This window comes from Sphingobacterium sp. B16(2022) (assembly GCF_012030425.1).
GTDB classification, from domain to species: Bacteria; Bacteroidota; Bacteroidia; order Sphingobacteriales; family Sphingobacteriaceae; genus Sphingobacterium; species Sphingobacterium anhuiense.
On the sequence record NZ_JAAUVN010000007.1, the window covers coordinates 209,528 to 234,441 of the forward strand.

General features: G+C 36.8%; 17 protein-coding genes. 11 read left to right on the forward strand and 6 right to left on the reverse strand.

All coding sequences use genetic code 11. The annotated features are described in order from the left end of the window. Positions 1 to 141 precede the first annotated feature (141 nt). Entirely contained in the window at positions 142 to 1,485 is a 1,344-nt protein-coding gene (locus HCX49_RS24575; RefSeq protein ID WP_168128412.1) for an ABC transporter permease, read from the reverse strand. 1 nt (position 1,486) lies between these two features. Beyond that, positions 1,487 to 2,149 (reverse strand): ABC transporter ATP-binding protein, encoded by a 663-nt coding sequence (locus HCX49_RS24580; protein WP_168128413.1) that lies wholly within the window; start codon positions 2,147 to 2,149, stop codon positions 1,487 to 1,489. A 266-nt stretch (positions 2,150 to 2,415) separates the two neighbouring features. On the opposite strand from HCX49_RS24580, the gene HCX49_RS24585 reads away from it, so the two are divergent. Next, entirely contained in the window at positions 2,416 to 3,663 is a 1,248-nt protein-coding gene (locus HCX49_RS24585) for a hypothetical protein (RefSeq protein WP_168128414.1), read from the forward strand. Between the two features lie 93 nt (positions 3,664 to 3,756). Beyond that, positions 3,757 to 6,585, forward strand: a complete 2,829-nt coding sequence (locus HCX49_RS24590) for a TonB-dependent receptor (RefSeq protein ID WP_168128415.1) — start codon at positions 3,757 to 3,759, stop codon at positions 6,583 to 6,585. A 47-nt stretch (positions 6,586 to 6,632) separates the two neighbouring features. Here HCX49_RS24590 and HCX49_RS24595 read toward each other — a convergent pair whose 3' ends face one another. Together HCX49_RS24595 and HCX49_RS24600 are read right to left on the reverse strand one after the other, a co-directional pair. After that, entirely contained in the window at positions 6,633 to 7,790 is a 1,158-nt protein-coding gene (locus tag HCX49_RS24595; RefSeq protein ID WP_168128416.1) for a hypothetical protein, read from the reverse strand. Positions 7,791 to 7,998: 208 nt separating this feature from the next. Further along, a complete protein-coding gene (locus HCX49_RS24600; protein WP_168128417.1) occupies positions 7,999 to 8,628 on the reverse strand; it encodes a hypothetical protein in 630 nt (209 codons plus the stop codon). A gap of 878 nt (positions 8,629 to 9,506) precedes the next feature. Between HCX49_RS24600 and HCX49_RS24605 the strand changes: the two genes are divergently transcribed. The 3 genes from HCX49_RS24605 (at position 9,507) to rlmB (ending at position 13,073) form a co-directional block, all read left to right on the forward strand. After that, positions 9,507 to 10,226 carry an MIP family channel protein gene (locus HCX49_RS24605; protein ID WP_168128418.1) on the forward strand — a complete coding sequence of 240 codons (720 nt, stop codon included), beginning with the start codon at positions 9,507 to 9,509 and terminating at the stop codon, positions 10,224 to 10,226. Between the two features lie 153 nt (positions 10,227 to 10,379). Beyond that, positions 10,380 to 12,191, forward strand: coding sequence for a DNA polymerase III subunit gamma/tau (locus tag HCX49_RS24610; RefSeq protein WP_168128419.1), 1,812 nt, complete (start codon positions 10,380 to 10,382; stop codon positions 12,189 to 12,191). A 108-nt stretch (positions 12,192 to 12,299) separates the two neighbouring features. After that, a complete protein-coding gene (rlmB, locus tag HCX49_RS24615; RefSeq protein ID WP_132772237.1) occupies positions 12,300 to 13,073 on the forward strand; it encodes a 23S rRNA (guanosine(2251)-2'-O)-methyltransferase RlmB in 774 nt (257 codons plus the stop codon). 160 nt (positions 13,074 to 13,233) lie between these two features. On the opposite strand, the gene HCX49_RS24620 is transcribed toward rlmB, so the two are convergent. Further along, positions 13,234 to 15,114, reverse strand: coding sequence for a DEAD/DEAH box helicase (locus HCX49_RS24620; RefSeq protein ID WP_021187941.1), 1,881 nt, complete (start codon positions 15,112 to 15,114; stop codon positions 13,234 to 13,236). 259 nt (positions 15,115 to 15,373) lie between these two features. Between HCX49_RS24620 and HCX49_RS24625 the strand changes: the two genes are divergently transcribed. The 6 genes from HCX49_RS24625 to HCX49_RS24650 all read left to right on the forward strand — a co-directional run bounded on the left by HCX49_RS24625 (position 15,374) and on the right by HCX49_RS24650 (position 23,439). After that, positions 15,374 to 15,988, forward strand: a complete 615-nt coding sequence (locus HCX49_RS24625) for an RNA polymerase sigma factor (RefSeq protein WP_168128420.1) — start codon at positions 15,374 to 15,376, stop codon at positions 15,986 to 15,988. 128 nt (positions 15,989 to 16,116) lie between these two features. Further along, positions 16,117 to 17,079: a FecR family protein gene (locus HCX49_RS24630; RefSeq protein WP_168128421.1), complete on the forward strand. Its 963-nt coding sequence runs from the start codon at positions 16,117 to 16,119 to the stop codon at positions 17,077 to 17,079. Between the two features lie 154 nt (positions 17,080 to 17,233). Next, entirely contained in the window at positions 17,234 to 20,605 is a 3,372-nt protein-coding gene (locus HCX49_RS24635; RefSeq protein ID WP_237682887.1) for a TonB-dependent receptor, read from the forward strand. Positions 20,606 to 20,822: 217 nt separating this feature from the next. After that, positions 20,823 to 22,178 (forward strand): hypothetical protein, encoded by a 1,356-nt coding sequence (locus HCX49_RS24640; RefSeq protein ID WP_168128423.1) that lies wholly within the window; start codon positions 20,823 to 20,825, stop codon positions 22,176 to 22,178. A 57-nt stretch (positions 22,179 to 22,235) separates the two neighbouring features. Further along, positions 22,236 to 23,051 (forward strand): hypothetical protein, encoded by an 816-nt coding sequence (locus HCX49_RS24645; protein WP_168128424.1) that lies wholly within the window; start codon positions 22,236 to 22,238, stop codon positions 23,049 to 23,051. Between the two features lie 73 nt (positions 23,052 to 23,124). Next, a complete protein-coding gene (locus HCX49_RS24650; protein WP_168128425.1) occupies positions 23,125 to 23,439 on the forward strand; it encodes a hypothetical protein in 315 nt (104 codons plus the stop codon). 31 nt (positions 23,440 to 23,470) lie between these two features. Here the strand turns inward: HCX49_RS24650 and HCX49_RS24655 are convergent, their stop codons facing one another. Continuing rightward, positions 23,471 to 24,814, reverse strand: a complete 1,344-nt coding sequence (locus HCX49_RS24655; RefSeq protein WP_168128426.1) for a S41 family peptidase — start codon at positions 24,812 to 24,814, stop codon at positions 23,471 to 23,473. Positions 24,815 to 24,914: the final 100 nt, after the last annotated feature.

A 24,914-nucleotide genomic window follows, 5' to 3' on the forward strand; every position in this document is an offset into this window, starting at 1 on the left:
TTGCTGGGCTCTTCAACTTTTCACCTTGAAAATTCCCGTTTTATAATTCCATATTTATATGCAGAAATATTTCGAAATAGTGCGTAAAAATCTTAGATCAGTTTGTAAAAATACAAAAGCTTATGATAATATCATTTTACATTAATTGTTTGATAAAATATGCGAAATTGTTGTTTTATATGCCTTGATCGCAGGAATTAGTGCTGAAATAATACCAATTACACAGGCTAATAAAACAAAAATCAGTTCTATGGGATCAAGCTTAAATGCATCTATAAAGTCAGCACTTTGGCTTGTTTGTGTATTGATATAATAAAGCGCTATATGGGCAAAAATCAATCCTAAGAAACCCCCAATTACAGTAATGACCATTCCCTCACAGATTACCAGAGAGAAAAGTTTGAGCTTGGAAGCACCTAATGTACGCATGATCGCTAAATCATATTTTCGTTGTTTTAAGGCATTGTATAAGCTGATGAAGACACTTAATCCAGCAATTGCCATGATGATATAAGCTAATATCTTTAATGAGTCAATCCCTACCCCTAAAAGAGAGAATAAGCGCGTGCTCTCTATGGCAGGTGAGGCAGCCTGCATTTGCGTATTTTGTGCTATATACTTAGGTAATACCGCAATCGCAGCTGGTGACCGGTACTGTACTAACAATGCCGTAATTTCAAGACCAGAAGAATGAATCATATCCGCACCAATTGATTTTACCATCATATTGGGTTCAGGTTGATCATCATGACCATGTTCATCCTCTTCTGCTTCACCATGATGGTGGAGATGTGCGCTTTTCGTCTCTTCAAGATCCTCTTTAGCCTGTACTTCAGCAAGAGTTAATTCATGGTCATGATCGTGGTGTTCAATTCCATGTACATCCCAGACACTACTTAGACTAGTCAGTATGAGATTGTCCGTAATATTATTGTTGTATGCCAATATGCCTACAATAGTAAACGGTTGATCATCATGACTATGTCCGCCTTTACTTAATCCATGGGAGCTATGAATCTGATCTCCAATCTTAAGATTTTGCTTACGGGCAACATCAGTTCCGACAACAACTTCATAGTCTTTATCAAATAGCTTTCCTTGTTGTACTTTAGTTTCATACAAAGTGAGAAAGCTAGAATCCGTGCCTACGATACGATGACCTCTATAGTTATCCCCCAATGATACGGGAACAGCCAATTTTATTAATGGGTTATGCTGCAATTTTTCGGCTTCAGCCAAAGGGATATTGCCTGTAGGGTTGTCGATGTGATAAACACTCGATAGAATCAATTGTAATGGACTTCCTTTAGCTCCGATTACTAAATCAATATTCTTACTATTATTTTCAAGTTGCTTTTCAAAGCTATCGCTGGTTATAGAAAGTACACATAGTATGGCAACACCAAAAGCCGTCAGTAATATGCTGAGCGCTGTTGATCCTATTTGTTTACTAATATTTTTCCAAACTAATTGAATAGTATTCATGCTATTTGCTGTTAGGATTGAGTGTATTTAGATCGTAAGTATTCGAAAAGTTATTTTTAATTCTTTTATCATGCGTAGCGATCAGTAGGGTAGCGCCCTGTTGATCGGCAATTTCCATTAATAGTGCTAATACCCTAGTTGTATTTTGATCATCCAATGATGCAGTAGGTTCGTCAGCAATTAAAAGTAAAGGCTTATTAATAACAGCACGTGCAATAGCGGCACGTTGTAATTGGCCTCGACTTAATTCCTGTGGATATGCATGGGCTTTATTAGACAATTGTAATTTGTCTAGCACGCTTAAAACTTCATTTTTATTGACTGTTTTCTTTGCTAAAGACTGCGCAAGCTGAATGTTTTCAAGAATAGTTAAGTTTTTCAATAAGTGGGCTTCTTGAAAAATAAAGCCGATATGTTGCGATCTAAATTTATCCATTTCAGATGTGCTCAGGGCATAGATATCTTTTTCATTAATCCAGACTTTTCCTGCTGTCGGTTTAGAAAGTCCCCCCAAAAGGTGAAGCAATGTAGTTTTACCAGTTCCCGAATTTCCAAGAAGCAGTGTATGTTGACCTTTTTGAATTTGAATAGCGGGAAATTTGATTGGTATACCTCCTTTGTATTGGAAGGAAAGTTCCTGTGTTGCTATGATTGGATTGATCATGAAATCAGATATTGAAAAAGTATTCAAAAATAATAAAATATAAAAATAGCCTAAATATGTTAATAAATTGTGCGGTTAATAATTTTATTACACTTCTTTTATATAGTGGCAATTTCAATTATAAATTTAAATTGAAAATCACTGATTTATATATGTATGATTTACATAGTATGTTAACTTAACATATATGTAATGTATTAATAATTCTCAAATAACATAAACTTAACATGAGCTAGGTTACTTTGTGAAGTCATAAAAATGAAATCATGAGAAAGAAATTTTTACCAATTTTCGGAGCACTAGTAGTAAGTTTAGCGACAGTAGGTTGTAGCAGTGATGATCCGATCAGCCCCGGACCTGGTCCTATACCAACTCCAGAGCCAGGAAAGGATATTGTGAAAACCGGAATCTTAAAATCTAATGAAACTTGGACTTCTAATAACATTTATGTGTTAGATGGACGTGTTGTAGTAGATGAAGGTGTAACATTGACAATCGAACCTGGTACTATTGTTAAAGCGAAAGATGGCCAAGAGGCTAACGCTACAACTTTAATTGTAGATCAGGGAGGTAAATTGGTTGCAAACGGAACGGCTGATAAGCCAATTATTTTTACGAGTGTAAAAGATAATATTAAAGTTGGTGAAAAAAAGAGCACACTAAATCCGACTGACGCAGGACAATGGGGTGGGGTGATCCTTTTGGGAAAAGCTCCTATTTCAGTTGCTGCCTCGTCAGGTAAAGGTTATATTGAAGGAGTTCCTGCAGGTTTAAGCTATGGAGAATTTGGAGGAACGGATGCTGCTGATAATTCCGGATCGCTGAAATATGTTTCTATCCGTTATAGTGGTACTACAGTCGCTACAGATAGTGAGATCCAAGGATTGACTTTAGCTGGTGTAGGTAACGGTACTACCATCGAGAATATTGAAATTTTCTCAAATAAAGATGATGGAATTGAGTTCTTTGGTGGTACTGTAAATGTGAAAAATGTAATTATTTATGGCCAAGAAGATGATGGTTTGGATATTGATCAGGCTTATGCTGGAACCATTGACAATGCACTTATCATTCAGACAAAGGAATCGGATTCAGCGTTGGAAATAGATGGTCCGGAGGGAAATGCAACAGGAGCATTTACGTTGAAAAATGTTACTATTAACATGAGTAATTTAGCTGGTAACAAAATTGCAGACTTCCGAGATGGTGCTACTGGTAAATTAGAAAATATTTATGTTTATAATATAAATCCTGACGGAAATGTTGTGAATGCTAACGATGAGAAATCAGTAGGGACATTCAATAGTGGCAAGATCAATTTGATAAAATGGGAGATGGTATTGCCAGCAGGTAAAACAATCGCCAACTTGTTGACATCTAAAGGAACAACAGCTATTGACGTAGTTAAATTCACAAACAATGCGGTCGGTGTTACAGCAGGCTCACAAACAGTTGGTGCAACCATTTCTGCATTCGATTGGACATTTACAAAAGCTAGTGATTTATTGAAATAATCTAAATCATATATTCATCTTTCAGATTGTCCAATCAATCTGAAAGATGAATAAAAAAAACAAACACATTAATCCAAACAAACTAAGATTTTAATGAACAAGCATTTTTCGGTTTTACTATTTGTATTAGTAGTATTGCCAAGTTTATTATTTGCACAAACAGGTAGAATTTCTGGCGTTGTCAAAGATGAAGGGTCCAACTCAGCCCTATCAGGAGTCAGCGTATCTATTGTTGGAGCTGCAAATCAAGCTACAAGTTCAGATTTTGAAGGAGACTATTCTTTTGATATAGCTCCAGGTACATATAAACTCATATTTAGCTATGTAGGCTATATAAACAAAGAAATTACAGATATTAAAGTTGAGGCGGGCAAGTCAGCTGTTGTTGACGTTTCCCTAGCCCCATCATCTAATCAAATTGGCGAAGTTGTCGTTACCGTATCGGCTCGGAAAAATACCGAACTTTCAATCTTAAATATGCAGAAAAACTCGGGTGTCGTGATGGACGGATTGTCCTCACAGGCTATTCAACGTTCGGGAGCAAGCAATATTGCTTCTGCAGTCCGGGTAGTTCCAGGAGTATCGGTACAAGATGGAAAATATTTATATGTCCGTGGACTAGGTGACCGCTATACCAAATCAATTTTAAATGGTGTCGATATACCGGGATTAGATCCAGATAAGAATACGGTTCAAATGGACATATTCCCTACTGGTGTGTTGGAAAATATTGTTGTCATGAAAACAGCTTCTGCTGAATTGCCAGCAGACTTTACCGGAGGCGTCATTGATATTGTCACAAAAGATATCCCTACACAAAAGAACTTAGGTGTTTCTGCATCGCTAGGTTATAATTCGAATGTACATTTTAAGGATGATTTCGTAGGGTACAAAGGAAGCAAGACGGATTTCTTAGGTTATGACTATGGGGATAGAAATCTTCCCGTTACGAAGGATTATACAGTTTTGAATCCGGTTTCTCCTGAAAATAGATATGCTGTTGAGCAAGTTGCAAAGGCATTTGACCCTATTATGGCTGCTCGTCGTCAATCAAATAATATGCCCGATCTAAGCTTGGGGATAGATTATAGCAATCAATTTAAGATAGGTGAAAACAAGCTTGGTGTAATAGGATTGGTTAATTACAAACGCACAACCATGTTTTATAAAGGATTCCAAAATGGAATCTATCAAAAACCTAATCAAAGCGATGTAAGTTCTGAACTTAGGGAGGATAAAATCTCCACAGGAGATTTAGGAGAACAAAATGTGTTGCTATCGGGTATGCTGGGTTTAAATTATAAAACAGCAAGATCAAAATATACTTTAAATGCATTGCGTATTCAAAATGGAGAATCACGAGCTGCTATATTTAATCAGACAACGAAGATTTCAAACTCGAACGAAACCATGCGTCATACCTTGGAGTATACAGAACGAGCAATCACAAACCTATTGTTAAGTGGTAAACATAGTAATGAAAATGCAGATTTTATTACCGAATGGAAACTTTCACCAACATGGGTTAAAGTAAATGATAAAGACATGCGTCAAACTACTTTTGTTTTAAATAGTAGTGGTAATTATGTTATTAATACCGATGCAGGTCTTCCAAAACGTTTTTGGCGGTACCTAGACGAATTCAATGGAGTTTCCAAACTAGATTTCACTAAAAAATTAAATTTATTTGAACGCGAATCGTCTTTTAAATTTGGTGGTTTGTATAGCTATAAAAAACGAGATTATCGCATTAACAATTATAGTATAGAATACCGTAACAACGACAAAGATGTTACCAATGGTGATCCCAATGGATTCTTGAGTCCGGAAAATGTTTATAATGCAAGTGAAGATAGTGGTTTCTGGGTAAGAGGTAATTATCAAGCTTCAAATACCTTTGAAGCATCTCAACTAACGGGTGCTGCTTACGCTTCATTAGAGGTACGTCCTATAGAAAAGCTTAAAGCAATAGTTGGACTTCGTGGTGAAAATTATACAACAATTTTTACAGGAGAAAACATTGATAGACTGAAATATGATAAGGTAAAAACCATCAATAAATTTGATCTGTTCCCATCGCTGAATTTGATCTATAATACTTATGCTAATCATAACTTAAGAGCATCTTATTCACGTACGGTGGCAAGACCATCGTTTAAAGAATTATCTGTCGTTCAGATTTATGATCCATTAACAGAAATGCGGTTTTTGGGTAACTTGCAATTGGTTCCTACTTATATCAATAATATTGATGTCCGTTATGAAGTTTTCGCTAAAGATGCGCAAATGTTTGCATTGAGCGGATTCTATAAAGGATTTAAGAATCCAATTGAATTACAGGCATATAATGATGCTGTTCCTTTTGATATTACTCCCAAAAATGCTCCGTCGGCAACAGTGATTGGTTTGGAACTTGAAGGACGTAAGAACTTTGGATTTATCTCCGAAGAATTGAAAAATTTAAGTTTAAACTTGAATGTTACAGTGGTTAAATCCGAAATCGATATGACAGAAGAAGAGTATGCTTCAAGACAGTCATTTGCACGAGAAGGACAAGAAATTTCAAAAAAGAGGGACTTACAAGGCCAGTCTCCTTATCTAATCAATACAGGTTTATCTTATAACAGTTCAAGCAAAGGATTCGAGGCAGGTGTCTTCTACAATGTACAGGGTAAAACTTTAGAAATCATCGGTTTCGCGAGAAACTCGGATGTATATTCAAAACCCTTTAATAGTTTAAACTTGAATTTATCCAAAAAGATAGGAAAAGAGTTTAAAGCAGGTACCATTTCATTAAAAGTAGATAATCTTTTAGACAGTAAGCGCCTTAGCGTTTATGAAGCTTTTCAAGCAGCAGATCAAATCTATCAGCAACGTATCCCTGGGCGGAATTTCAGTGTAGGGTATAGCTATAATTTTTAAGACATTAAATTCGATATAAATCCCGCTAAGTTAATATTAGCGGGATTTTATTTTTTGATTAAAGCGGGTTCGTAATGATATACGATTTCATATTTTTGTTGTTGGTGATTTAGTGACAGTTCTCCAATGCCTAGTTTGATATCTTGAGGTGTCGGTTCACATAAAGTGTAATAGTTCCCATTATAAAGAATACTTTGTCCTATAGGTTTATCAAATTGAACAGCAAGAGTAACATGAGTTGGATATCGCAGTGCTATCATGGGTAAGTCATAGATTTCCTTGACTAAATAAAAGAAAAGAGCAGCTCGGTCGTCACAATCGCTAATATCATTAATTAATGTCTGTTCAGGCGCAAAGCGTTTTTCAGCCCCGTAAATTTCGCGGTCATCTTCATAAAGAAAAGAATACCTGGTGAATTGCATTAAATAGTCAATTCCCTTTTTTGTTGACATTTTTGATGTATACTCTTTTAAATAAGGGATTATTGACTCATAAGTTTCTTTACTTAATGGAATATTGAAATATGTCTCAAAGTCAACAATTGGATAATTTGCAAAGATATCATTCACTTCGGAGTTGACCTTTAATTTGAAATGATATGCTTTACCATTATACTTAAACCCAATTTCTTTATCAACATAACTATCTGGTCTAAAATCCGGGAGTCTAGTGACTTTATAACTAAAGCTGTTTTTGGCCTCAGGAATTTTTACATCAACTAACTTATACGGTTCTTGATAGTTGAAAATACTCTTATAATCATGATAATTTAAGCAAACATAATTGTCATCGTTTAAATGGAAAAATGGAAGATCTGATATGTCGTCTTTGCTTTTAATGTAAAATATAGTTTGCTTTTCTCTTAATCCTAATCGTGCATCATAACCAGATTTACACATCAAATACCATTTATATAAAGTATATCGACTATAGTTTTCCTGTTTGGGGCTTATTGCTTGCGCTGTCTGACGTACGAGCTGGTAGTAGATCCAATCATTTAGATTGTATTTCTTTTTGTAAGCAAGTAATGAATTGACGACCATAGAATCATGAGATGATTCTATTTTTTTATAAAAATCAAGAACATTGTTCTCGCTGATTTCAGAAGGAACATTTATAATAAATGTGGAATCTAATGAGAATATAAACGGTGCATTATAGAAATCAACTTTGTATTCTTGCGCATAGCTTTCTCGCTTCTGCATAAAGATAAACAGCAGTGAAAGAGCGCTTGCGACCAAATATGAAGATAGAGATTTCAATTCCTTAACAATTTATTAATAATGAAGTTACATAAAAATAACATCAAAAGAAATACCTAAATTCATTACTTACAGCTAAATGACGTTAGAGGTTCACAATAAGGTACTGTGATGCAGTTTTCGAACTATAATATTTGGAAGCTTTTATGTTTTATCCGACCATAAATAATAGAGGAGCCGTCCAATGACTTTGACCATGTTTATTGCGCGCTCTAACTTGAAAATAGATATAGTGGCCGGGAGTAAATCCTGAATAATACGCCCTGAACGAGTTTGTTTTATAGAATATTTCTCCCCATTGTGGGAGTCCATACGAGTCAACCTCTGTTGCAAACCTATAATCATAAAACATATCCCGTCCTACGGGTTTAAATCCAAAGGCGACTTCACCACTTGTACGTCCATCACAAAGAAATGGGGCGGATGGAGTATCAGGAACTTGGCCTTTACGTTTTCTGGTGAGTACAGGGAAACCCGAACTGCGTAGTAAAGATAACTTTCCATCACTGACTAAATTGACATAAGTAACAAGCTGTTGCAACAGTTCACAGAGTTTCCGCTTGCTTTCTCGCTTATAAGACTTCTTTTCTCGGCTTCCGCTTTCAGCCTCGATCACTTTCTTCTGGTAATCTTGGTAAGCATCTTCAATAGTTGGCAGTGGCAAAGTCGGATTAATAAAGACAGTAGAATTCTTCATGCACGATAAAATATAGCTTGCTTTTACAAGTAGTTTTTCGTCAGTATATCGAATAAAATTGGCTTTTGCACGAATATATTTCATCAGAATATCATCTAGGTTTAATCACTAAAATAACTCTTTTTTGCTATACCTCACAATTGAAACGATAGATAGTAAAGATTATACGCGATGCAACGGCTCTTCACGCGATGGAATTCCTAACAGACGGAAAGGCCGAATTCTTCCGCACTATTTCCGATACCCTGAGCATAGTGGGGAGATCATTTTGCGCCATTGCAATTCAGTGATACCGTACTTTTGAAAGATATCTTCTAGTTTCTCTGTAATGATGAAGAGGAACAGGAAGGTTTCTTCTTACAACAAGCTTATATCTCCCAACGGCTTGATTATTTTGCGCGATCTCGCGTAGATAGTTCTACGTAACATGTTTTTAAGGAAATAATACTTTACTCACAGAGGGATTTAGTTTATTGAAAGGAAAGTGTTTGGAGCTATTCACCAGTCTGTCAAGATAAAAGTAAACTCCTGTATTGTCTCGGTGCAGGCAGGGAGATACTTTTCTTTTGACTTATTGATGTTTAACCATCTTGGCGGACTTATATTTCAAGAAAATGTAGCGTATCATCTTAAGAGCATCATCGATTTGCGACACAACAATATAGCGGCGTCATAGCATGTGATGGTACCGTCATCTCTCGCCAACATTAATCAATTGCTCTTTGAACCCATGTTACGTAGAAAAGTAATATAGATCACACTAAAAAACTAAAAATTTTTCATACCTAAAGCGTTATTATCTCATGATTTTAGTATTAAGTTTTACCTGTTACTATTGTACATTATCTGTAGGAAATAATATACATGTAGCTGTATCCTTACTTTAATTTAACTCGCTGAAAAACAGGTATAAAAGGGGCAAGATATTTGACGCAAGTTTGACCATATTATAACTTAAAGAAATGGAAACAAATATTTCTACAAAATTTGTTGCTGAACTAATTGGAACTTTTGGTTTGGTACTATTTGGTTGTGGTGCAGCGGCTGTTGCCGGCGCTACGACTTTAGGCGGATTGTCGGGATTGGGATTACTGGGGATTGCGCTAGCATTCGGTTTATCCGTTGTTGTTTTTGCCTATGCGATAGGCGGCATTAGTGGGTGTCACATCAACCCAGCGGTAACAATCGGTGTACTTGTTGCAGGAAAGATTGCTGCGAAAGATGCTGTTGTTTATATTGTAGCACAATTAATAGGAGCATTATTAGGTGCTTTTGTTCTACAGCAAATTCTAGGAGGACAGCTAGCGGGTTTCTCTCCAGGTGAATGGGCATATGGGTCGAATGGATGGGGGAAAGGCTATCAGAATGAATACGGCACAACCGCCGCATTTTTAACAGAGGCTGTTTTAACCTTCATCTTTTTATTTGTCATCTTAGCGACTACCTCCAAAGTTGGAAATTCCACTATGGCTGGTTTGGCTATAGGGCTGACCTTAGTTTTGATTCATTTAGTTGCCATTCCCATCACAGGTACTTCAATCAATCCGGCACGTAGTTTTGGTCCAGCTATACTAGCTGGGGGCCAAGCCCTTTCACAACTTTGGTTATTTATTGTAGCCCCTATTGTAGGAGCTATAATTGCCGCAGTCGTTTGGCGTGCTCTTGAACCCAAAGGGAATTAAAACTTTTATATCATGATATTGGATAGCTTCATCGAAAAATGAAGCTATTTTTTATCTTCTTGTTTCTGTTATCTAACAGTTTTAAGAGCACACTTTTTTGAAGTATCGCTTTTTAATTTTGTGACGGAGGTACAAAATTTGTATCTTCGTACAATGGAAAATTTTATTGTTTCTGCTCGTAAATATCGCCCGGTCACCTTCGACTCGGTTGTCGGTCAGCAACACATCACCGGTACACTTAAGAATGCTATTCATAACAATCAGTTAGCACAAGCATTTTTGTTCTGTGGACCAAGAGGTGTGGGTAAAACAACTTGCGCGCGTATTTTAGCAAAAACAATAAATTGTGAAAACATTTCAGATATTAGCGAAGCCTGCGGTGTATGTGATAGCTGTAAATCTTTTCAGAATGGTAATTCATTTAGCATTCATGAATTAGATGCAGCATCAAACAACTCAGTAGACGATATCCGAAATTTGATTGATCAAGTACGTATTCCACCACAAGTGGGTAAGTTTAAGATCTATATCATCGATGAGGTTCACATGCTTTCGCAGCAGGCATTCAATGCTTTCCTAAAAACATTGGAAGAACCACCTGCCTATGCCATATTTATCTTAGCAACTACAGAAAAACATAAAATCTTACCTACGATTTTATCACGTTGTCAGATTTTTGATTTTAACCGTATCCGTGTTGAAGATATGGCCAATCACTTGGCCAGCATTGCAACACGTGAAAGTATTCAGTACGATCAAGATGGCCTTCATATCATCGCTCAAAAAGCAGATGGAGGACTTCGTGATGCATTATCGATGTTTGATCAGATCGTTAGTTTTTCAAATAAGCAGGTCACTTATCAAGCAGTTATTGATAATCTGAATATTTTAGATTACGATTACTTCTTTAAATTGACAGATGCTATATTGATCGAAAATCCAGCAGATACCTTATTAATATTAAATGATATTTTAAATAATGGTTTTGATGGCAGTCATTTCATTTCGGGTTTAGCATCGCATTTTAGAAATCTATTGGTAGCAAAAGAACCGTCTACGCTAAAGTTGTTAGAAGTAAGTGAAAGTATAAGAGCTAAATATTTGGATCAAGCACGTAAATCTTCAACGGGATTATTATTATCAGCATTGAATATTGCTAATCAATGTGAGATTAATTATAAAACAAGTAAGAATCAGCGGCTTCAGGTAGAATTAGCACTTTTAAAAATATGTCACTTATCAAGTGCTATTAAGTTAAGCCAGATTGGAACCCTTCAGGCTCCCAATACTGTTGAAGGATTAAAAAAAAAACTCCCTAATGTAGCTCCAGCCACAGAAACAGCTGTCGTTGATGCAAAACCCTCATTACCAGTAGTAGATAAAAATATTGCTATAACTCCGATTGCAGTACCTCCTGCAACACCAGTAGTAGAACAAACGAAAAGCCCAGAAGTCTCTAACTTACCGCCTAAAGTGAAAAAGGGTGGGTGGGGAGCTTCCAAAAGTTCTATGCCGTCATTACCCGATCTAAATTCAATTTTTGAATCTAAAACTGAAGAAGAAGATAGTAATGAACCTAGTTTAGTTAAAGGTACTGAAGAGGAAGTTGTGACTTATGAAAAATTTATCCAATTCTGGAAAACGTTGGCAACAGATATAAAAAAGCAAAATAAGATTAATCTGTATACCTTGATGACAGCTGTGCCCCCAAAGTTAGTTGGAAATCAGATAGAGGTAGATGTGGAGAATATGGTCCAGATGGATGTTCTGAATATGGCAAAGGTAGATTTATTAAATTACCTTCGCCCTGCACTGCATAATTTTTCACTAGATCTACGTGGTATTGTTATGGAGCATGATGTTGTACGTAAACCTTATACCTCGCAAGAGAAATATCAAGCTATGGTACAGAAGAATCCACTTTTAGAAACGTTAAGAAAAGAGCTTAATTTGGGATTAAGTTAAAACTTAGACCAACTTTTTCTTGCACTAACCCATATTTCTTTTTGTATCTTTGCCTTTCAAATTGGTTAGCTAATTGCTAGAAACCAATTCTTATTTAGAATATTAAGCATGCAAAATTTTCAAAGACACGATAGATCATCAGATCGTGAAGCCAATCAGATGGTTTTCGGTATTCGTGCCGTTATAGAAGCGATAGATAGTGGTAAAGAAATCGAATCATTATTTATACAAAGAGGTTTAGCCGGAAGTTTAGTTTTAGAATTGAAAGCTCTTTTGAAAGAGCACGACTTAGGGTTTCAACAAGTTCCAATTGAAAAACTAAACCGTATCACACGCAAAAACCATCAAGGTGTTATAGCCGTTATTTCCCCGATTATCTATCAAAAAATTGAAGACATTGTTCCTGAAATTTATGAAAAAGGAGAAGTGCCTTTATTTTTAATGCTAGATGGGGTTACAGATGTGCGCAACTTTGGTGCTATTGCACGTACAGCAGAATGTTCAGGTGTACATGCGATCATTGTACCAAAAAAAGGATCTGCAGAGGTTAATCCTGATGCAATCAAGACATCCGCAGGTGCATTATATAAAATACCAGTATGTCGCCATGAAGGTTTGGCTAAAGTGGGTAAATTTCTTATTGAGTCCGGCATACAGTTAGTTGTAAGTACTGAAAAGACAAAAGATAGCATCTATGATGTTGATTATACTGTACCAACATGTATCATCATGGGAGCTGAGGATACAGGTGTATCAGACGATTTAATTCGTATCGCAGATCACCTTGCTAAAATACCGATGTTCGGAGAAATAGGATCATTAAACGTATCTGTTTCAGCTGGAGTTGTATTATACGAGGCTATTCGTCAACGCGTGAAATAATATTTGTATAAATATTATATAAAAACGAGAGTGGCTATCTTCAGGGTAGCCACTCTTGTTTTTTAGATGTTAATCACATTAAGAAATCACATAACTGTTGTATAAATAATAAGAGCGGCTATCTTTGGGATAGCCGCTCTTATTTTATAAGATGAATCGATTAGTATTTGTTACTAGATTCTTTTCTTTTTCCAGAAAAGTCTCTAAAACCACCACCATTTCCTTCTCTACGATCTCCACCACGGTATCCACCTTCACGTCTTTCACCGCCACCGCTTCTGCGATCACCACCACCGCGGTAACCACCTCCACCTTCACGTCTTTCACCACCGCCAAAGCTTCTACGTTCGCCACTTCCACCACGGCTTCTGTTTCCACCACCACGGTTTTCAGTTTTTCCGTCTCCAGAAACTTCGATACGTACGTTACGACCGTTGAAATCAACGTCTTTAAATCCTTCGAATACTTTTGTTACCTCAGCATCTTCAACTTCAAAGAAAGTGAATACTCCTTTTAAATCAATTTTACCAATTGATTTTCCAGAAATTTTTGCGTTGTTACAGATAAATCCTAACATGTCTCCACGGCTGAATTCATCTACAGAACCAAGGTTCATGAATAAACGAGTAAATCCTTTAGAGCTACCACGTTCTCCTCTTTCACCACGCTCGCCTCTTTCGCCACGTTCGCGGCCATTGCTGCTGATATCACGTGCTTCGATATTTAAATCATGAGCACCTTTGTAATAATCTAAGAATCTATTGAATTCTAATGAAGCAAATCTTTTTACGATATCTTCTTTCGATAACGATTCAAAACCTTCCATAATAGCTGGTAAGAATTGATTGATTTGATCCTCATTAACTTCTACATTCTGAACTTTATTGATGATCGTTAATAATTGTTTTTCAACAACATCAGCTCCTTGAGGAACTTGTTTACGCTCAAATTGTTTTCCGATAACTTTTTCAAGTTGACGGATTTTGCTTTGCTCTTTAATGTTGATCAATGAGATTGAAATACCAGTTTTACCTGCACGAGCTGTACGGCCAGAACGGTGAGTATAGTTTTCAATTTCATCAGGTAAAGAGAAGTTAATCACGTGAGTTACGTCGTTTACATCAATACCACGGGCTGCAACGTCTGTAGCAATTAATAATTGTAAACTACGGTCACGGTAACGTTTCATCACTTTATCACGTTGTTGTTGAGATAAATCTCCGTGTAATGAATCAGCGTTGTAACCATCTTTAATTAAAGATTCAGCAATTTCTTGCGTTTCAATTTTTGTACGACAAAACACGATACCAAAGATATCAGGATTTGAATCTACAATACGTTTGAAAGCAGCGTATTTGTCTTTAGCTCTAATTAAATAATATTGATGTTCAATATTAGCATTACCAGTGTTTTTCGTACCTACAGTCATTTCAACTGGATCAGTCATATAGTTTTTAGCTATACGGCGTACTTCAGATGGCATTGTTGCAGAGAATAACCATGTTTTTTTAGTGTCAGGAGTTTCTGACAGGATGTTGTTGATGTCTTCTTTGAAGCCCATGTTAAGCATTTCATCTGCTTCATCTAACACAACATATTTCACTTGAGAGAAATCAATAGCATTACGGCCAATGATATCTAACATACGACCTGGGGTCGCTACTACAATTTGCACACCACGTCTGATTTGACGAAGTTGGTCACTAATATTTGCACCTCCATAAACAGCAACAACATGTACGTTGTCGAGGTTTTTAGCATATCTTTCTATATCTTTCGAGATTTGCAAACAAAGCTCACGTGTTGGACACAATACCAACGCTTGAGGATGTTTCTGAGAAAAGTCTAATTGCTGTAATAATGGAAGACCAAATGCTGCTGTCTTACCTGTGCCGGTTTGGGCTAATCCGACAAAATCGTCGTTACCAGTCAATAAAACAGGAATGGCTTTTTCCTGAATTTCAGAAGGTTTTTCAAAACCTAATTCTGAGATGGCATTAACAATTTCCTCACGGATTCCCAGTTCTAAAAATGGGTTCATGAATTAATTTATACAATAGGCTCTATTGCCTAAGGCGATGCAAATATAGGAAAATAATATTTACAAAACTAATTTATAAGCTAAGTATTTGATATAATGTGTTTTTTGAATGACAAATAAATATTTTTATACGTGTTAAACATAAATAAACCACATTGAAAAGAATTATTTGGATTGTGAAACTATTTTATAACTATTCTGCTTTTTTGATCATTTGTTAATGTAGACTTAATATTTCAACCTTACTTTTGATAGTAGTATGGATCAAATACCAATTATATATCAGCATTGGCTTCAAGCTATTAAAGAGCGAAATGATACAAACGCTTTTGGAGAGCTTTATCGCTATTGTTGGAAAGATCTTTATCAGCATGCTGCCCGGCGGATTTTGGATGCTCAGGATGTAGAAGATATTCTCCAAGAATTATTTGTACAGTTTTGGGAAAAGCGCCATACGATCGACATCCAAATGAATCTTCCAGCTTACCTCAAAGGAATGCTCAAGTATAAAATTATAAATTTTTTTAATGCCAATAAAGCTAAAAATAGACTATTGGATCATTGGAGTAACCATATTTTTGACTATGTACAACAGCATCCTGAAGAATTGGAAACTTACCTTGCATTAGAAAGATTACTGGAAGAGGAATTGGAAATTATGCCGCATAATATGCGTCAGGCACTCTTACTTAAATGGGAGCATCTACCAATTCGAGAGATCGCCCTGCGTATGGGGCTTTCGGAGCAGACCGTGAAAAATAACCTGACAGAAGCTTCCAAAAGAATGAGGAAAGCAATAAGTGCAAGACAAAATGTTCAAAATAGCACGCTTAGCGTATTTCTTGTTCTCGTTCTGGAAGAACTATCTAAGTAAATTTTATGAACTGCAGACAATGACTGCCACCAAAAATATACTTAACAATTCTTTTATAAAACATTAACTATTTCTTGAAGTACTTTATAGCTTTTTTGCAGACTTATATATAAACAGCAGGCAAAAAAGTGAAAAGAAGAATATTTGAATCCCTGATCTACAGATATCAGCAGAACAAAGCTACAAAAGCAGAGCGTATGTTGGTCGATCGCTGGTATGAAACACTAGATCGGGAAGAAATTCCTGAAAGTGCAATTGATGAGGTCCAATTATGGAATAGGATACAACAGCAGATTGAAAATACAACTCCTCAAAAATCATCAATTCGGAAAATGGTCTATTGGATTGGATCTGTGGCGGCTACACTTTTGTTTTGCTTTGGCATATTGTTTTGGAAAAACCAAACCGCTCTGGATACCGTAAAACAGGAAGTGAATGTAAAACCAGGGTACCAGATTTTTGAAACAGGAGTTGCACAACGGAAGAAGGTATTATTGGCAGACGGATCAACGATCATTTTAAATGCACGTTCCAAAATTAAATTGGATACCGTCTCATACGACAGAAAGGACCGTATAGTAGAGCTTCTTGCCGGCGAGGCATTTTTTGAGGTTAAAAAAGATCCCACAAAAGCTTTTATTGTTAATACCCAACAATTACAGACAAAGGTATTGGGTACATCATTTACGGTAAAAAACTACAGCGAATCGGATGAAATATCTGTATCTGTATTTACAGGTAAAGTAGAAGTAGCGGCCGACAACAAGTCATTAGGCACATTGGAGCGCGGCGGACAGATTCGTTACACCAAAAATAACCACAGCAGTAACCAAGAGACTTTTGACCTGACTATACGTAATAGTTGGATTGAGGGAAAGATTTACCTAAAGCAAAGCAGTTTTGCAGAATTGGCATTAGCAGTTAAAAATATCTACAATGTAGATCTGAAAGCCGGCGATGATCAGATTGCCCGACAGCGTTATAGCATGCCGATATCGAAACAGCTCTCTTGGTCAGCAACCTTGGAAAGTATAAAAGCTGTCCACCATAACAAGTCTAGGAAGGAGGGGAGTACGGTGCATATCTATTAATTCAGGAATGAAAAAAGAGCTGACGACTGCCATCGTCAACTCTGGATCCTATAGCATCTATAAGGTGCTATAAATAACATATACAAAAACTTACAGAGCTATTATATACGCATACAAATTTATGAAATACGTTACGAAAAACAATATTAAGTTTATGATCAAGTCATCATTGGTGGGACTACTTCTTTTAATCGTATCGGCAGAAATGCTTTTAGCATCAGGTGCATACGGCCAGTTGCTCAATAGAAAGATTTCAGTTTCTTTTAATGAATCTAATATTCCAGCAGCTTTCGAGCAATTGGAATCGCAAAATATACATATTGCCTTTGATGCCAATAAATATAATCTGTCAAAGGAAAAAGTGAATGCCAAAATTTTTAAAAATAGCAGTATAGGAGAAGTAGTGCGCTACCTTCTTAGGGGTACAGATCTGATACCTCAAGATAATGGGGTCTATATTACATTGGTCAAAAAACCAATACAGCAGGTAGGACGCATTTCTGGGAAAGTAATTGATGATCGAGGTCAGTTGTTGGCTAATGCTAGCATTAAGTTGGTCGGAACCAATAAGACGACACAGAGCAGTATTGATGGTAGTTATATTTTAACCGCTGTATCGGGGACTTATGTCTTGGAAGTCAGTCATCTATCTTATCAGACACAGCGCATAGAAGGCGTGAAAATAGAGGACGGAGAACTTACAGCATTAAATATTGCTATGAAAACGCAGACCAATAAGTTGGAAACGGCGGTCGTTAGTGTGTCGTTTAAAAAAGCATCTGTAGCAGGACTGTATGCCGCACAAAAGAACGCTGCCTCGGTGACTGATGGTATATCTGCCGAGCAGATTGCACGTACACCGGACAATGATATGGGGCAGGTGCTAAAGCGCGTTACTGGATTGACGACCGTCAACAATAGAAATGTGATTGTGCGGGGTATGTCCGATCGTTACAATCAAGCCATGTTGGATGGGGTAGTCATCCCAAGTACTTCGCAGAATAGACGTGATTTTTCTTTTGATATTATCCCAACAGAGATGGTAAGCTCGGTGGTGGTCAATAAAACGGCAACACCGGATGTGTCCGCTGAATTTTCGGGCGGACAGGTTTCTATTAATACGTTAGATATCCCGGATAAGGATTTTACCACAATACAATATGGCGTTGGAGGAAATTCCCGCACAACAGGAAAAGACTTTTATCGCCTTGGTGAACGGCATACCAGCGAATATTTTGGTTTTAATCATTCCTCTTCGAAGCAGCCCGAAGGGATACAGCCTTGGTTTTGGAATGGAGAAGCAAGACGTCTAGATGCTCCTCCAGGATATATATTGAACGACCAAAAATTGAATGAAGAATTTTTAATGCCAGGTTCAAATCTCAAGTACAATGACATTGATGCAATAGCCCAGTCCAAACAGGTTAACGCAGATGCGATGAAATTATATCGCTACAAGGCCAATCCTAATCAAAATTTAAGGTTTGCATTGGGAAGGCGGTATAATTTTTCAAATGGATTACTGTTCGGCTTCTCTGCTTCTGCTAATATTCGAAATGAACAAAATATTGTCGCCTTTAATAATGTGCGAGGATCTGGTATCATTAATGGGTATGGAGAGAAGCAACATATGATAGAAAGTGATACGATCGGTCAGAATGGTGCAGGAACCTCCTATCGCTTTAATAGTAGTAGCGGATTGGTGGCGAATTTTGGACTAAAAGGACAGGATTTTAAGCTCGCATTTAAAAATATGTACGCTCGGACTTTTAACAATAATTATAGTGAAAATATCCGGTCAACCTTTACAAATTTAAATAACCCTCCGACCAAAAATCAATATCAATTACCTGAAGCAATGTCTTTGCAGCAGCATCAGTTAAGCGGTGAATATCAGTTGCCGTGGAAAATCAAGGTTGAGGGTATGTTTGCCTATAATAGAATCAAGCAACAGATTTTGGATGAACGTAAATTGCGATATGGATTAACGACAATATTAGACGGGAATTATATGTTTCAAAGTCCTAATTTATTAAGTCTTTCTAACTGGTCTAACCATTCCGAAACGGGTTTTGATTCCCGCATGTGGACTGAGATTAATGAAAATGATTTTAACTGGGCAATGGCATTTTCTCGAGTCTTTGGTGAAGGAAAATCCGTTAGCACTTTGGTTAAGGCTGGATATCAAGGCTGGAAAAAAAATCGTAATCTTTCGGTTTTTCGTTTGTTGCCATTTACCCGCTCTTATATGCCCGATGATCCTTCTAAATCGGCACCTGCTATTGAAAAACCTTATGATATATTGTTCTCTCCAGAAACTATCGGAAACGGAGTTGGTCAAGCTTATTATTATCCTGAGCCTATCGGTGGTAATGTTTATGATGGTGATATGAGTTCACATGCAGGGTATCTAATGTTGGATCAGAAATTTTGGAATAAGCTAAGATTAGTCTATGGATTCCGTGCCGAATACTACAATCTGTTAAATCGTCAGGATGAAATGTTTAGAAAGCAGAATGGCGATCCAGATGCAGATAACAATAAATTACTATTGTATAAACTGATGATTCGTGAAAATAATTGGAAAGTTCTACCGTCCATTAATGCAACTTATAGTGTAACCAATACCTTTAATGTGAGAGGAAGTTATTCAAAGACGGCCATTCGTCCAGACTTTAGGGAGTCAGGTTTTTTTGGATTTTATGACTTTGAATTGGATGCTATTGTTTCAGGGGATAATGTCGAATCAACTTTTATCGATAATGTTGATCTGCGATTGGAATGGTATCCAAGTCCTGGTGAAATTATATCCTTAACCGGATTTTATAAATATTTAGATAAGCCAATAGAACTGATTGAAAATGAAGATGTAAGTCCCGGAACTGCGTATGTTTTCAATAATATGGAGTCAGCAAAAAACATGGGGTTGGAATTTGAAATTCGTAAAAACTTGAGTTTTATTGGTGAGGCCGATTGGCTATCTAAAGCTTTTCTAAATGCCAATGGGACATTATTGAAATCTGAAGTTAATGCATTAAGTCAGTGGAGACATAAGTTGGTAGATGATCGTACAATTGCAGAACGCGAAAAAGAAAGAGCGCCTAATCAAGATCGTCCACTAATGGGACAATCACCTTGGTTGTTGAATCTTGGTGTAGGTTATTGGGGTGATAGTTTTGGTATAACAGCAAGCTATAATCATAGAGGCTATCGTACAAATACGGCCTCCTTCAACCCAAATAGGGTAGAGTATGAACTTGCGCCAAGACAGGTTGATTTTCAGGTGTATAAACGGTTTTTGAAACAGAAATTGGAAGTGAAATTTAATGCTGCCAATCTTCTGGATGAATGGACAAGGTATTATCAAAATCAATCAGCGTATAGTAATTCTCAAGGAGAAAAAGGAGAAATAATTTATGAGCTTGTTAAAGGAGATAATAAGTACAATAGGGCGGACGATGATATCATTACTTACCGAAGAAAAGATGGTCGAAGATTTAATCTTTCAGTGACCTATAATTTTTAAAATTATAAAAATAACTGCGCGAGGCAGCTTCATGCCTCCCTAAAAAAATTGCACATGAGTTCCGAGTTTGTCCAAGTCGCACAACAGGAAAATAAAATAGAAGCAAAATAGGGGGGAATGAAAACAACTATGCAAACTTATGAAATGCTATCCCATAGGGATGCATAGTCTAAAAAATGATCTTGTGATGGCAAAACTAGTAATTATTTAACATAAAATGAAAAAAATCTTAACAGTAGCAAGTGTATGCGCAATCGCATTGGCTTCTTGTAACAAAGACAACGTAGGACCTAATTCAGATTTGAATGCTGGTTTGCCAAACAAACCTCAAGCAACTATTCCAACAGATGCCTCAGGTATTATTACCAAGACAACTCTTTCTGCGGATACCGTATGGAAAATTGATGGTGTAGCTTTTGTAAAACCAGGGGCAACATTAACTATTCAACCAGGTACGTACATTACTTCTGGTGTAACTAAAGCATATAATGATCAGATTACCGGATTGACACAAAATATCAAAGGAGTTTTGGTTGTTCCTAAAATGGCCAAATTGATTGCCAATGGTACTGCCGCTGCACCTATTGTATTTACTTCTCCGAATGCTGCTAACTCTCGTAATCCAGGTGATTTTGGTGGTGTTGTATTACTGGGTAGCGCAACCACAAATCAAGCTGCAACAAAAAGAATCGAAGGAATTCCTCAACCCGTAGGCGTAGATGTGACTTATGGTGGTACAAATGCAGCAGATAATTCAGGCTCATTAAAATATGTACGTATTGAGTTTGCTGGTTACAATTTAACTGCCGACAATGAAATCAACGGATTGACTTTAGGTGGCGTTGGTACGGGTACTACGTTAGAAAACATTCAAGTATCTTGGGGTAAAGATGATGGTTTTGAGTTCTTTGGAGGTACCGTCAATGCGAAATACTTAGTAGCATTATCAAATGACGATGATGATTTTGATTTTGATCATGGTTATACCGGAACAATCCAATATGCTTTATCATTGAAAGATCCTAATTCTACAAACAGTCTATCAGGCGGTAACTCTGATTCGAATGGTTTGGAGTCTGATAATGAAGGTACAGCTCCATATGCTCAAACACCTAAAACACGCCCAGTTTTGAAAAATCTCACATTCTTGGGTATTAAAGATGTTACTGTAGCCGGTACTAAATTGAAATTTGGTAACCGTTGGAGAAGAGCTTCAGAGTATGATATTCAAAACTCGATTATCGCAGGTTATGCAACAGGTGCCGCATTTCAAGACGGTGCAACAGGTACATTTACTGGAAATGTCGTTCATGCATACACTGCAGCTTTCAGTGGTGCTACTCCGACAGGAAACCAAACAAATGTGTCAACAGATGCTACAACTTATTTGAAATTGGCCGGTGCTGCTAATATCTTTTATCCGACATCATCTACATTTAATCCTGCTGTGTTAAGACCGTTGTCGACTTCACCGGCATATGGTAATGGAACTACAACTTATAGTGGTGCTTTCCATCCAACAAATCCAGTTTGGACTGCGGGCTGGGCTCAATTCGCTCCCAAAACTTATTAATACTTATTTTCTTAAGTGAGCCATTTTTATGGCTCACTTCTTTTAATTAACAGACATATGCTTAAAAAATTATTTATCTATTTTATTGTACTTTGGACAGGTTGTGCGTTATATTCCTGTCAAAAAGGAGAAATAGTTGAAGATCAGCGACAGTTGGCGCGTGTGGCCTTTAAATCTTATTCAGGTGAAAATTTAGGAATAAAAAAAATCTCCATAGATGGCGAGTTTACCAATTATGATGGACCGAAAGATAGCTATCTTTTTATCTTTGATAAGAGTAAAGATACTTCTGTTGTAATTGCCTTTGGTAATGAGGATAAAATTGTGCTAAAACAGCGGTTAGCATTGAAAAGTGGAAGTAACATTTTCGGCGTTTATCCAAAAAGTCCACTTGATCCGACATTGGTAGTCGGGAAAAACCCCTTAGAAGGAGCACAATCAGATGCTACAAATTATCAAATAAAAATATTGAATTATAATAAGATCATTTCTCCCAATGGCGAGCCGGTAAGACTGGCTATATATTCAGGAACTTTAGTTTTTGATGAAAATACATTTGAGGAAAAGATGGTGTATGCAAAAGAACCTATTCTAACAACCGATCTAATAACCGATCAAATTCCTGATAATTTTATCAAAATACCTGTCGCAATACCCTATTATAGAGCTACAGTCTTGGATAAAGATTCAAAACCGCTATTGATCAATGGTCAACAAGTCTTTTTATTTTTAAGATTAGCGGCTCTTGGTTCGGATCCGATTGCCTTAATATATCTCCCACAAAAAGATCCTGATGTAATTTTTGAAGATGATTGGGTGACCTTCGTGGATGGATTGGGATTTGAACTGTCAAATGTTTGGCTAAAAAAGTAGATCCTCTTAAGAAAAACAAAGCTTTCTATTATTGCGCAGAACGTAAGCTATCAATACCATAAAACTAATCCTTATGAAAGGAGTCAATGATTTAAAACATCGAAAACTACTGGCACTCTCCCTGAATTTTCAGGGAGAAATTAAGCATGATATAGATGCCTCCGTGCTATTTGCCTTGGGTAAAGAGCTTAACGACCTGAATCAACTTTATAGTCAATATCAAGAAGTATTACTACAGTTGGAAATATTGGTCAAGGAATATGAAGTAAAAGAGCGTAATATTCGTTCCGGCATATTATCGCGTTCACTTCGTAAGCTTGTTAGAGAAGGACAAACCGGAGTTGACCTCCGCACCGTGATCAATTCTTTCAATTCCTGCGCACGCTGAAGAACGAATAGGTATTTTGATGCCTACTTTTCTAACGTGGACTTATTTCAATTGGAATCGTCTCATAACTGCTGCCTAGATATTGATGAATATTAGAATTGGTTTTATGCTTTTTATCAGAAGCGTTTCTAGCTTGAGGTTTATGTGCATTGATTGTATGTAACACTTCCTCAATAAGTGGATCTTGTATATCGCCTATGGGCACCAATGGTAAAAAATCAAATTCATTTATAGGCTTTTGTGGTAGAATTCCCGCATTGTAGTTCCCTTGGTCCAATTTGTTATAAATTTTATAAACCATTGGCAGCAAATGCCAGCTACGTTCGGAACCATGTATTTCTTCCGGTGTAGATATCGTGGAAGAAGCCATGTCCTTTCCGTAGGTTTTATCGCCAACTTGAATGACCTGTATGTAGGGCTGTAATCCATTAATGAGCATTTCGGAAGCCGAAGCTGTGTTGGGACCCGTTAGGATATGTATTCTATTTAGTCCCAGACCTTCTTTTAAAACTTCTTTGGCAACAAAAGAATAACCCTCTGGCTGTCTTTGTAGCGCAGCTGAAAAAGAGTCCTCCAGCTTTTTGATGTTTTTGTTTCCCTGATATTTTGCAAAGATCTCATTTTCTCTAATATTAGCGAATAGCAGCGCACAAAATGAAGCAAAAGCAACCTGTCCACCAGGGTTATAACGCAAATCGACAACAAGATCCTTTACCTGTTTGGATTTAAAATTTTGTACAGCTTCCAATAATGAATAAGCACCACTGAAGTCAAATTGACTTAAAAAAATGTAGCCTACTGTGGGAGACGACGAGATAATCTTAGACATATAAACAACAGGTTGTGAAATATAGGAGGCGGGTAGAATAAATATTTTCCCATCTTTTCGCTTCAGATTGATTGCAGGTAAATGAAAGGATTTATTTATCAGAGCTTTCATATTACTCTTATCCAAAAGCTCGTTGTTCATATAGGATAAAGTATCACCACGTTTTAGACCCAGTAAATCTGCTTCGCTAAATGGAACCACCTGAGTTACGACTTGTATAGTACCCCTTGCAGCCTGCATCTGCACCATGTCGAAGCCAAAAGTATTTGTCAAGGTATTACCGTAGGTGTCGCTGTTCAGGGTCTGCATTATCATTGAATAATGGTCATCTTGAAACAAAATACTTTTGAAGAATAGATCCGGACGTTGCTGATAATCGTTTGTTGTTCTGATTTTAGTATTCCAGTAATAATACTGTCGCATTTGATCCAGAGTCCAGTGATTGATGGCCTCATTTGAGCCGGGCTCTTTCAACGAGTCTTCTTTTTCACAGGAGAAAAGAATCACTGAAAAAAGGGTTAAAACAATACGATTTGATTTCCACATTTTTTAAAATCTTAACGACATAAAAATACGTATTATGGAAATGATATTGGCGTTATCTTTATGTTGTTCAAATGTTTATTTGGTTTAAACAACTTATCAA